This is a genomic window from Mucilaginibacter sp., from assembly GCF_039935595.1.
Classification (GTDB): domain Bacteria; phylum Bacteroidota; class Bacteroidia; order Sphingobacteriales; family Sphingobacteriaceae; genus Mucilaginibacter.
On the sequence record NZ_JBDTJZ010000009.1, the window covers coordinates 1 to 12,031 of the forward strand.

Genomic DNA, 12,031 nt, shown 5'->3' on the forward strand with positions numbered 1-12,031 from the left:
CTCAATTTTGGCTATCGGGGTAATGTTAGGTAAGGTAGTGGTTCCGTCGCCGGTTGTTGATGCGAAAGCGCTGGTGCTTAATGTTAATGTTGCAGCTGCGATAAGGGTTAATATTGTAGTTTTCATATCTTTAATATTTTATGTTTTGTTTATGTCTTGTTGTTATTTACACCCTTATGACTACGTGAATTACAATTTGTTAACGCTAATATTGGTGTAATAGACACACACCTTGTACATCACTACAAACGGTTGTTTTCTTTCGACGAACCCGGCATGTTTTTTAGGAAAACTATAGTGGCGATAGAATTATATTACACAGGCAGTGATTTATATCGCTATAAACTGGTCGAGAGTTATCACATTTTGAAAGGCGTTGCCCATGGTATTATTAAAATAAGCATATATGTTTTTCCCCGCTTCTTGCCATTCATTAATATAGCTTGCATATTCTGCCAAAACATCGTCTGTATAACTGCCGCGATAACCACCGTTGGGCCCGTGAAAGCGCAGGAAAACAAAAGGTACACCGCTCTCTATAAAAGGAGTTGCTGAGGTGGGCATATCATGTATTACCATAGCCATTTGATAGTTTTCCAGCAATTTGTAAATATCTTCCCGATACCATGTACAATTGCGAAATTCAATAGCCACCCTCCATTCTCGGGCATTGTCAACAGCAATTATAGCTAATAAGAGTAAGTTTAATTGTTTTGTGTTTACCTGCAGACTGGGCGGAAATTGTATCAGCAAACAACCCTTTTTATCTCCGATGCTATTTATGGTATGTATAAAGCGTTCAAGGTCGCTAAAGTTAAAAGCCAACTCTTTGTTATGTGTTATTTGCCGCCAAAGCTTAAAGGTGAATTTGAAATCATCGGGCACATCAGCTGCCCATTTTTGTATGGTTGATGGCTTGGGTACTTTATAAAAGGTGCTGTTTACTTCAAGGCTGTTAAATAAAGATGCATAATAGCATAACCTGCTTTTGGTTTGATAATCGGGCGGGAAATGTTGTTTATTAGATACGGGGAGTACAATATTACTGGTGCCTGTATAAATATTATTTTTATAACTCATTATTAAGAGGCTTATATAATAATAGTTTGTTAACAATTGCTACAGCATTATGTTGCTGTTATACTTTCTACTTAAAAACCTTTTGTATTTTTATAGGGTTAATCACGTTATGGAAAATAAGCCAATAGCCCGCACGCTTCGCCTGCTGTCGCAACTCATGGAACTGCATGAGCAAAATCCTTTTAAAATAAAGTCAATAGCCAACGCTGCGTTTAAGGTAGATAAATTGCCTTTTCGTATAGCCGAAAAAAGCGCTGAGGAAATGGAAAAAATAGATGGCGTAGGCAAAAGTGTTGCCGCTAAAATTACCGAACTGGTGCAAACAGGTACAATGACTGAATTACAGGACCTTTTGGCTGCAACTCCCGAGGGTGTTGTTGAAATGATGGGCATAAAAGGTATTGGCGGAAAAAAAGTGGCTATTATATGGCATGACCTGGGCATTGAAACAATTGGCGAATTATATTATGCCTGCAATGAGAACCGGCTTATTGAAGCAAAGGGTTTTGGTTTAAAAACACAGGAAGAGATAAAAAAGGCGATTGAGTTTACTATGGCCAGTCACGGTAAATTTTTGTATGCGCATATTGAACAGGAATGTTGCAACCTTCTGGAATCTTTACGATCGGTATTTGTAGACGGACTGGTTGAGTTTGGCGGAGAGTTTAGGCGCAAATGCGAGATAATTACCGAACTGGTTATAATACTGGGTAGCCGTGATACCGACGTAGCAATTAGTACTCTTTTAGAATCAGATTTTTTTAATAATATAGTGCTTGATGGTAACTATGTTACCGGTGAAATGGCAAACGGCTTAAAAGTGAGTATATATTGTATAGAAAAAGGGTATTTCTATAAGGAACTTTTTTTACGTACCGGTACATCTGAGCATGTTGAAACTGTTTTAGCACTTATTAATGACGGAATAGATCAACCCGAAAGCGAGGAACTGGTATATGTAAAAGCCGGGCTTCAATTTATGCAGCCCGAATTACGTGAAGGTGATGCTTTTGTTGAAAAAGCGAAAAAAAATGAGTTGCCGCAATTGATAAGTTACCACGACCTGAAAGGTACGCTACATAACCACAGTACCTGGAGCGATGGGGTTAATACTATTGAAGAAATGGCGCTTTATTGTCGCGATGAGTTAAAATTGGAGTACCTGGGCATGTGCGACCATAGCAAGAGCGCCTTTTATGCTAAGGGCCTTAGTATTGAGCGGGTTTTGCAGCAGCAGGAAGAAATAGACCATCTGAATAAAAAAACAAGCGATTTCCATATTTTTAAAGGGATAGAATCAGATATTTTAAATGATGGTTCACTGGACTATCCTGAAGAGATATTACAGCGGTTTGATTTTATAGTAGCCTCGGTACACTCCAATTTAAAAATGGATATTGATAAGGCTACCACGCGTTTGATAAAGGCTATAGAAAATCCGTACACTACCATTCTGGGCCACCCTACAGGCAGGTTGCTTTTAAGCCGCAATGGCTATAGTATTGATCATAAAAAGGTAATTGACGCCTGTGCGGCAAATAATGTAGTAATTGAAATAAATGCCAACCCGCTGCGGTTAGACCTTGACTGGCGCTGGCACCAATATGCTTTGGATAAAGGTGTATGGCTATCCATTAATCCCGACGCGCACCGTATAGAAGGCTTTATGGATATGCTTTATGGCGTATTAGTAGCCCGAAAAGGAGGTTTATATAAAGAAAGATGTTTAAATGCCTTATCATTGCAGGAAATTAAATCGGTTTTTGAAGCCAAAAAAATTAAGGTAGCCGGTTAAATACATTAAATTAATAAAATTGCTTAACATGGTTATTGAACAACTTCAAGATCATCAAAATACAATACAAAAGGTAATTGATACACTGGTACCCGATATTGAGGCAGGCTGTGCGCTAATTGTCGACACTATAAAAAACGGAAACAAAGTTTTGCTGGCAGGCAACGGTGGCAGTGCTGCTGATGCACAACATATTGCCGCCGAGTTAAGTGGCCGCTTTGTGAAGGACCGCAGGGCACTGCCCGGTATTGCGCTGACTACTGATACATCTGCCATAACATCCATAGCTAACGATTATGGGTACGATTTTGTATTCTCGCGCCAATTAGAAGCTTTGGCTCAACCCGGCGATTTGTTTATAGGCATATCAACCAGCGGTAACAGCCAGGGCATTTTAAATGCAATTACTTCAGCAAAAAATCATGATTGCAAAACGCTTGCCCTCACCGGCAGGGACGGCGGTAAAATGAAGGGGCTTTGCGATGTTGAAATTATTGTACCGTCAGACATGACAGCGCGAATACAGGAGATGCATATTCTTATTGGTCATATTTTATGTACTGCCGTTGATAATTTATTTGAATGAGAAACGGACTGGAACAATCGCTCTTAGATAAAATCACTGATCTGCGGTCACTTAAAACCAAAGTAGCAGGCTGGCAGGCTGATGGTAAAAAAGTAGTTTTTACCAATGGTGTGTTTGATTTATTACATATAGGTCATATAACCTATATGGTCAAAGCTGCTGAACTTGGCGATAAATTGATAATCGGCTTAAATGCCGATAGCTCGGTTAAACGCCTTAAAGGCGATGACCGTCCGGTTAATAGCCAGGATAGCCGCGCTATGTTATTGGCTGCACTATTTTTTGTTGATGCTGTGGTGGTGTTTGAAGAGGATACCCCGCAACAATTAATAGGCTATTTACTGCCTGATATTTTAGTGAAGGGTGCCGATTATGCTATAGATAATATTGCCGGCGCAAAAGAGGTTTTAGCCAATGGTGGCGAAGTAAAAACCATCCAACTGGTAGAGGGTCATTCATCTACCGCAATTATTCAAAAGATAAAAGACAAAGCGGGCAAATAAGTATCTTTGACGCTTTATTTTCAATGATTCCCTATATGTTTAGCAAGCAATGTATCCAGATATTTGAACAGGCTGTTACTGATTATCATCAGTATAATGATATTCATAAAGTTTGCCCAAATCCTTTTATACCTGGCTCAATTGAAAATGTATTATATGCCAAATGCTGGATAGATACAGCACAATGGCACATGGAGGATGAGATACGTAATCCCGCTATTGATCCGGCCGAGGCACTGCAATGGAAACGCCATATAGATAAATCAAACCAGGATCGCACCGATATTGTAGAAGAGATTGATACGTATTTTTTTGATCAATATAAAGCCATTCAGCCCAAACCGGGGGCTAAAATAAATACCGAAAGTCCGGCATGGGCGATTGACCGCCTCTCTATCCTTGTGCTTAAAATATACCATATGCGCGAGGAAACCTTGCGTACTGATACTGATGCTACCCAACTGGAAAAATGCAATAATAAACTGGGCATATTGCTTCAACAACAAACCGATCTATCATTAGCTATTGATGAGTTGTTGGAGGATATTGCCAACGGCGATAAATACATGAAAGTTTACCGCCAGATGAAAATGTATAACGACCCGGAACTTAACCCGGTTTTATACAATAAAAAATAATGGACGGCGCAAAGCACCTGTTGGTTATGCGTTTTTCGTCAATGGGCGATGTAGCCATGACGGTGCCCGTTGTTAAGGCTGTTTTAGCACAAAATCCGGATGTTATTATCACTTATGTTTCCAGACCCGCTTTTGCTGAATTTTTTGCAGATATATCACGACTAACCTTTTTTGCTGCTGACGTAACTAACGAGTATAAAGGTATGTTGGGTTTAGTGAAATTCTATACACATATTCGGGTTAATGGAAGATACGATGGTGTTGCAGATTTACACAACAGCCTACGCACAAGGATTCTAAGAAATATGTTCAGGTTTTACGGAATGCCTTTTATAGTCATTGACAAAGGCAAAGCCGAAAAAAAACTATTAACCCGCTTTCCTAATAAGGTGTTAAAGCCATTAAAACGCACAGTTGAGCGTTATGCAGATGTTTTCAGAGCGTTGGGTTTGACCGTTAACCTGGACTATCAGTTAGTTAAACAACCACAGTCGCTAACTGACGATATAACCAAACTTACCGATGTGAAAAACCAGCCCTGGATAGGCATAACACCTTTTGCCCAATACAAAGGCAAAACTTATCCAATTGAAAAAATGGAAAAGGTTATTGAGGCATTGAGTACTAAAAATGTTAAAGTTTTTTTATTTGGTGGATCGCCGTTTGAGCAGGAAGTTTGCGCCGCGTGGGAGGCTAAGTTTTCTAATGTAATATCTGTTATCCGTAAATTGAATATGCGGCAGGAGTTGGCTTTAATAAGCCAGTTAAACGTTATGCTAAGCATGGATTCGGCAGGGATGCATTTGGCATCGCTTAAAGGTACTCCAGTTGTTTCTATATGGGGAGCAACCCATCATTACGCGGGTTTTTTAGGTTATGGCCAATCAGAAAATGATATTGTGGCTGATGATATTGAGTGCCGCCCATGCTCTGTATTCGGTAATAAGCCTTGTTTCAGAAAGGACTATGCCTGTATGTATAATATAGCCCCCCAAACAGTAGTAAACAGCCTTTTAAAGTTTATATAAAACTAACTTATAATATAGCTGTTAATTATTAAATTCATAGCTATGAAAAAATTACTGCTGATACGACACGCCAAGGCCACACACGAGGCAGATTTTAAGGATTTTGAACGCCCTCTTCTTGACCGTGGTTTGCATGACGCAGCCAATATGGCCACACGTTTAAAGGAAACCGGCGACATACCACAAATACTTATTTCAAGCCCGGCACTGCGCACCTTAGCTACTGCTAATATTTTTTCGCAACATTTAAATCTTTCGCAGGCGCAAATCAATATGGATATTTATGAGGCTAGCGAGAAAATATTGGTTAATGTAATTAATAGTTTACCTAACGAGCACGATTTTATAGGTATTGTTGGGCATAATCCCGGTATAAGCGAGTTGCTGTATTACCTTGCAGGGCAAATACTTGAAGTACCTACCTGTGCAGTAATGCTGATAACTTTTGATACGGATAACTGGGCAGAAGTAAGCTTTGGTACAGGGCACCTGGTTTATTATGATTATCCCAAAAACAATTAACACTAACCTTGTTTCAGTAATAATTCTGCTATCGCAATATCCTCCGGAAAAGTTATTTTGATATTCTGATAGCTGCCTTCTAAAATATGTATGGGCTCGCCAGTTGCTTCAACAACGCTGGCGTCATCTGTAAAACCTGGGTTATAAGGCTGCTCATACGCTTTTTTTAGCTGGGAAAATTGAAAAGTTTGCGGCGTTTGTACTAAATAAATCTCATCGCGCAATAAACTGGTGGATATGCCATCTCTAACCTGCCGTATGGAATCGCGGCTTTTAACAGCAGTAACTGCATTCCCTTTTTTAGCAGCTTGTTTGTATGAAGCGTCAATAATATCAGCATTTGTTAACGGTCTCACCGCATCATGCACTGCAATAAGGGCATCAGTATTTGTAATTACAGCTAACCCATTTTGCACTGAATGGAAGCGGGTTTTGCCACCGCTAACTAATTGATGGGGTATTGTAAAGCTATATTGCATGCATAACTCTTTCCAATAGGTATGCGCATCAGCAGGGATAACCAGTATAATATGAGGTTTTGAGGTGGAGTTGTGAAAAGCCAGTATGGTATGCATTAACACCGGTAACCCATTTAATAGCAAAAACTGCTTAGGAACGGCAGATTGCATCCTACTGCCCGAACCACCGGCAACTATTATTGTAAAATAGATTTGAGATTTGAGATTTGAGATTTGAGACATGTCGGTTTCTTTAAACAAATGTGAAGTAGTTTATCAAATATTATCAAAAATAAAAATGTGAGACCGTTCCCAATCTCACATCTAATATCTCAAATCTCATATCTAAATTAGATGATTAACATGGCGTCGCCATAGCTGTAAAAGCGATATTTTTCTTTTATAGCCACTTCGTAAGCATGCATCACATAATCATAACCACCAAAAGCCGCTATCATCATCAATAAAGTTGATTCGGGTGTGTGAAAGTTGGTTATCATGGAGTTGGCTATACTAAACTCATATGGCGGGAAAATAAATTTACTGGTCCAGTCGTTAGCGGCTTTCAATGATTTATTTGCCGATACTGCCGACTCAATAGCACGCATTGATGTAGTACCTACAGCACATATACGTTTTTTTCTTTCAATGCCACGGTTTACAATATCAGCTTGTTTTTGCTCAATAATAAACTGTTCAGAGTCCATTTTATGTTTGGTAAGGTCCTCAACCTCAACCTGACGAAAGGTACCTAAACCCACGTGCAGGGTAACTTCTGCAAAATCAACGCCTTTAAGTTCAAGGCGTTTCATCAGTTCGCGGCTAAAGTGCAGCCCGGCCGTTGGGGCGGCAACAGCACCTTCATGTTTTGCAAATATGGTTTGGTAACGCTCTTTATCTTCTTCAGTAGCTTTACGCTTTATATATTTAGGCAATGGTGTTTCGCCTAATATCTCTACGTTACGGCGAAACTCTTCGTCGGTACCGTCAAACAAAAAGCGTATGGTACGACCACGCGAAGTGGTATTATCAACAACTTCGGCTATCAATAGGTCGTCATCACCAAAATATAGTTTATTACCTACCCTTATTTTACGCGCTGGGTCAACCAAAACGTCCCATAAACGTAGTTCCTTGTTCAGTTCTCTCAATAAAAATACTTCAATAGTGGCACCGGTTTTTTCCTTATTGCCATACATCCGCGCAGGGAATACTTTGGTATTGTTCAAGATCATTACATCCTGATCGTCAAAATAATCCAGTACATCTTTAAAAACTTTATGTTCAATTTTTCCCGAATCGCGGTGTAAAACCATTAAACGCGATTCGTCGCGTATTTCGGATGGGGAATGTGCAATTAATGACTCGGGTAAATTGAATTTGAATTGAGATAATTTCATGTTATTCTATATGAATTTTCAGGGCGCAAATGTACAAATATATTTATTGTTTGCGCCTATTATATTATTTGACTAAGCTGATACATTTAATGTTCAATGATTTACTTAAACTAAAAAATAGTGTAACTTAACGCCATGCGAGGTGTCTAAATTATAACAATGTTTTAATAAATAAGTTTACCATCCGTTAAAATCTATAAAAAATCCGGTTAAATTAACCATATATGATATTTTTAAAACTATTCAGAGAGAGCTTTTTGTTTGCTTACGATGCTTTAAGGCAAAATAAACTGCGAACCATGCTTTCCTTATTAGGCGTTACCATTGGCATTTTTACGATTATAGCGGTATTTTCGGCTGTTGATACCCTGCGCGATAACTTGCAAAAAAGCGTAAATAAGCTGGGCAATAACAGCGTTTATATTGAAAAGTGGCCATGGGTAGCCGACGATGGTTTCCCTTGGTGGAAATATATGCAGCGCCCTGTACCTAATTTGCGCGACTTTCGCGAACTGCAGCGCCGCAGTCAAACCGCGCAGGCCCTTACTTACGAGATCAGTATTGATAACCGAACCATAAAATATAAGAGCAATACCGTTGATGGCGCACAAATTAGTGCCGTTACTCAGGATCATGATAAAACCTGGAACTTTGATTTTGCGGGTGGCAGGTATTTTACTGATATTGAATCGCGAACAGGTGCGCCGGTAGCCATTATTGGCAATGATATTGCAGATAACTTGTTCCCCAATAGCGATCCTGTTGGCAAGCAAATAAAAGTAATGGGTAAATATGTAACCATTATTGGTGCATTTGCCAAAGAGGGACAAGATATGCTGGGCATATCTAATGATAAACAGGTATTGGTGCCGTTAAACTTTGCCCGCAGCGTTGTTGATGTGCAAAATCAAAAATACAGCCCCTCTATTGTAGTTAGGGGTAAAGACGGCATCCCTGTTGATGAAGTAGAGGGCGAATTGAGGGGTATTATGCGTTCCATACGCAGTTTAAGCCCAGGTCAGGATGATAGTTTTTCGCTTAACAAGATCACGATGTTATCCAATCAATTGGATATTTTATTTAAAGTGGTGAATATCGCAGGTTTTATTATTGGCATGTTCTCTATTTTGGTAGGTGGCTTTGGTATTGCTAATATTATGTTTGTATCGGTAAAAGAGCGTACCAATATTATAGGTATTCAAAAATCATTAGGAGCCAAAAACTACTTCATATTGTTACAGTTTTTAATTGAATCTATTATACTTTGCCTGCTTGGCGGCTTAATAGGTTTGCTTACCGTATATGGCGGCACCTTTGTAGTTAAGTGGGTTGCCGATATAAGCATTGTGCTTTACCTTAAAAATATAATTATAGGCATTGGCACATCAGTATTAATTGGCATCATTTCGGGTATAATACCGGCTTATTCCGCATCCCGGCTTGACCCTGTTGAAGCTATCAGGTCTAATTAGCGGGCAGTTAGCAGTAGATAGGTAAGAAACTACCCACGGTTAATTGCCCGCTGCAAACTGCCTACTGACCACTATCCATTCACCTTGTAGAATTTTGATATTTTTTCAAAAAACATAGCTGGTACAAAAGGCTTTGTTAAATAATCGCTCATGCCGGTAGCCAGGGCCTTGTTATAGGTTTCGGGCATGGCATCAGCAGTAAGCGCTATAATAGGTAAATCGGGGTGGGTTTGTTTAATTATCTTAGTAGCCTCAAAACCATCCATTACCGGCATCTGCAGGTCCATAATTACTACATCGTATAGCTTTGAGTTTACCATATTCACAGCTATCTGCCCATCAAGCGCTTCGTCAACATTGGCTTGCCATTTCTTTAAAAACTTGGTAGCTATAAACAAGTTCATTTTATTATCATCAACAATAAGTATGTTCATGCCGTATAAATTAAGCATGGCAGTATCTTTTGCCGGCGGCAATAAATCGCTCTCCTGCGGTAGCATATATGATATTGCAAAAGTAAACCGGGTGCCTTTATCCAATTCGCTATAAACATCAATATTGCTTTTATGCAGCCCTATAAGTCGTTTGGTAATAGCCAGACCCAAACCCGTGCCGCCGGTGTTACTATTTATAAATTGTGTTTCCTGCATAAAAGGATCGAATATCATATTCAGGTTTTTCTCGGCTATACCTATCCCAGTATCAGCTATGGTAAACTTAATAGTAACCTGAGTGGTATCGTACGATTCCATATCCATGCGGAAAGTTATGGTGCCCTTATGCGTAAATTTTACCGCATTGCCTATCAGGTTATTTAATATCTGGCTTAAACGCATTTGGTCGCCTAAAATAAATTCAGGTACACGCTCATCAATAATAAGCGTTATCTCCAACTGTTTTTCTATAGCTTTTGGGGTAAATGATTTTCTTATTTTTTGCGCCAAATGATGCACGTTAAACAATATGTCATTTAACTCTAGTTTGCCCGCTTCAATTTTATTGTAATCTAAAATATCATTAATAATACCCAACAGGTTCTCGCCCGAAAATTTAAGAATGTTTAAATATTCCTGCTGCTCGGGCTTAGGGTCCTCGCTTAACAATAAATTGGTAGTGCCAATAACCGCATTCATTGGTGTGCGTATTTCATGGCTCATTATCGACAAAAACTCCGATTTGAATTCTGAGGCTTTTTCGGCCATTTCTTTGGCGTATATCAATGCCTCGGTAGCTTTTTGCTGGTCAGTAACGTCTTCGCCAATACTGGTGGTTTCTTTTATTAATCCATATTCGTCATAACTAACCGTATTTTGCCAGCTTATAATACGCTGTTCGCCATTGTTGCAAATAACAGCATTAGTAAATTGCGGTTTAAGTGAATTATCAGAAAACCAATTAATAATTACCTGTCTTGAATCTTCGGGTATAAAGTCTATCCATTTTTTACCTACAATATAGCTTTGGTCATACCCTAGCAAATTGGCAAGGTAGGGGTTGCAAAAAGTAACTACGCCTTGTTGGTCTAACGATAAGGCAGCCAATTTTATGGTTTCTAATACCAGTTTATATTTACTTTCAGACCGCTTGAAATCAATTTCGGCTTGCTTGCGGTCGGTAATATCTTGTAAAGTGCCTACAATTTTGCGTAATGTGCCGTCTTCGCGCGTAATAATCTTGCCAACAATAATACTTAGGTATTTTATTTTACCATCAGCAGTAACAATGCGGAATACACAGGTATAATTGCTTACGGTGTTTACACTTTTTAAAAAGTGTTGCAGTATAAATTTATCATGCTTGTGAGTGTGTTTTAAAAGCAGTTTTATAACGCCGAATTCGCCGGCCACGTGCTGGTCAATCTTCGCTATATGGGCTATCTCGTCAGACCATTTAACTATTTTTAACGAAGTATCCCAGTTCCAATTACCAATTTTGGCAATAGTTTGGGCCTCTATTAATTCCGTACGACCTATTTTTACTGCCTTTTCTGCCAGCTTGGTTTCGGTAATGTCTTGTATAATGCCATGTATGCGAGAAACCTTGCCGTCATTATCAGTTATTAACTCGCCGGTTATGATCTTTATGTATTTTAAACTGCCGTCGGGGGTAATTAAACGGTGTTCGTGTTGTTTAATAACTGTAGTGGTGATAATCGCAAAATATTGATCATAACCTGCACGGTCATCAGGATGTATCAGGCTGTAGTAAAACTCGGCTTTTTTTGTACCGGAAGGTAGCTTGTCGATCCCTAAAATTGGAAACAAACTGGCTGACCAATAGCTTTCGTCTGTTTTAAAATCATACCACCAGTTACCGGTTTTAGTAATACGCTGCGCTTCAATTAATAGTAGTTCATTTTGTTTTAAAGCGTCGGCATATTTTTTTTGTTCGGATATATCAGTTATCGAAGCAGATATAAGCGACAAATAATTACCATCGCGATCAAAAACCGGGGTAAACTTGGCTATATACCATTTACCGGTGCCGAAATCAGATTGATATTCAACGGAAGTAGGCTTATGGTGGTTAATTACATAATCAATCGCATT

General features: G+C 39.1%; 11 protein-coding genes. 7 read left to right on the forward strand and 4 right to left on the reverse strand.

Annotated features, from left to right (window positions below; genetic code table 11):
- Nucleotides 1–330: 330 nt before the first annotated feature.
- Nucleotides 331–1,080 (reverse strand): DUF72 domain-containing protein, encoded by a 750-nt coding sequence (locus ABI367_RS00415; RefSeq protein WP_462230115.1) that lies wholly within the window; start codon nucleotides 1,078–1,080, stop codon nucleotides 331–333.
- Nucleotides 1,081–1,189: 109 nt separating this feature from the next.
- Here ABI367_RS00415 and ABI367_RS00420 point away from each other — a divergent pair, with 109 nt between their 5' ends.
- Genes ABI367_RS00420 through ABI367_RS00445 form a run of 6 tightly spaced genes read left to right on the forward strand, consistent with a single transcriptional unit; the run spans nucleotide 1,190 to nucleotide 6,152 of the window.
- Nucleotides 1,190–2,875 (forward strand): helix-hairpin-helix domain-containing protein, encoded by a 1,686-nt coding sequence (locus tag ABI367_RS00420; protein ID WP_462230117.1) that lies wholly within the window; start codon nucleotides 1,190–1,192, stop codon nucleotides 2,873–2,875.
- A gap of 28 nt (nucleotides 2,876–2,903) precedes the next feature.
- On the forward strand, nucleotides 2,904–3,461 hold the full coding sequence (gene gmhA / locus ABI367_RS00425; protein WP_462230119.1) for a D-sedoheptulose 7-phosphate isomerase: 558 nt from the start codon (nucleotides 2,904–2,906) through the stop codon (nucleotides 3,459–3,461).
- Complete coding sequence (gene rfaE2 / locus ABI367_RS00430) at nucleotides 3,458–3,964, forward strand: D-glycero-beta-D-manno-heptose 1-phosphate adenylyltransferase (RefSeq protein WP_462230121.1); 507 nt, start codon at nucleotides 3,458–3,460, stop codon at nucleotides 3,962–3,964. The genes gmhA and rfaE2 overlap by 4 nt, the downstream gene beginning before the upstream one ends.
- Before the next feature lie 23 nt (nucleotides 3,965–3,987).
- Entirely contained in the window at nucleotides 3,988–4,602 is a 615-nt protein-coding gene (locus ABI367_RS00435) for a DUF4254 domain-containing protein (RefSeq protein ID WP_462230123.1), read from the forward strand.
- Entirely contained in the window at nucleotides 4,602–5,630 is a 1,029-nt protein-coding gene (locus tag ABI367_RS00440; RefSeq protein WP_462230125.1) for a glycosyltransferase family 9 protein, read from the forward strand. The genes ABI367_RS00435 and ABI367_RS00440 overlap by 1 nt, the downstream gene beginning before the upstream one ends.
- A 42-nt stretch (nucleotides 5,631–5,672) precedes the next feature.
- Nucleotides 5,673–6,152, forward strand: coding sequence for a SixA phosphatase family protein (locus ABI367_RS00445; protein ID WP_462230127.1), 480 nt, complete (start codon nucleotides 5,673–5,675; stop codon nucleotides 6,150–6,152).
- A gap of 2 nt (nucleotides 6,153–6,154) precedes the next feature.
- On the opposite strand, the gene ABI367_RS00450 is transcribed toward ABI367_RS00445, so the two are convergent.
- Together ABI367_RS00450 and queA are read right to left on the reverse strand one after the other, a co-directional pair.
- Nucleotides 6,155–6,853 (reverse strand): 2-C-methyl-D-erythritol 4-phosphate cytidylyltransferase, encoded by a 699-nt coding sequence (locus tag ABI367_RS00450; RefSeq protein ID WP_462230129.1) that lies wholly within the window; start codon nucleotides 6,851–6,853, stop codon nucleotides 6,155–6,157.
- A 107-nt stretch (nucleotides 6,854–6,960) separates the two neighbouring features.
- The gene (gene queA, locus ABI367_RS00455; RefSeq protein ID WP_462230131.1) at nucleotides 6,961–8,010 is read right to left on the reverse strand and encodes a tRNA preQ1(34) S-adenosylmethionine ribosyltransferase-isomerase QueA; all 1,050 of its coding nucleotides are present in this window, start codon (nucleotides 8,008–8,010) and stop codon (nucleotides 6,961–6,963) included.
- A 224-nt stretch (nucleotides 8,011–8,234) separates the two neighbouring features.
- On the opposite strand from queA, the gene ABI367_RS00460 reads away from it, so the two are divergent.
- Nucleotides 8,235–9,482, forward strand: coding sequence for an ABC transporter permease (locus ABI367_RS00460; protein ID WP_462230133.1), 1,248 nt, complete (start codon nucleotides 8,235–8,237; stop codon nucleotides 9,480–9,482).
- 71 nt (nucleotides 9,483–9,553) lie between these two features.
- Here ABI367_RS00460 and ABI367_RS00465 read toward each other — a convergent pair.
- On the reverse strand, nucleotides 9,554–12,031 hold a 2,478-nt coding region (locus ABI367_RS00465; RefSeq protein ID WP_462230135.1), incomplete at its 5' end, for a PAS domain-containing hybrid sensor histidine kinase/response regulator.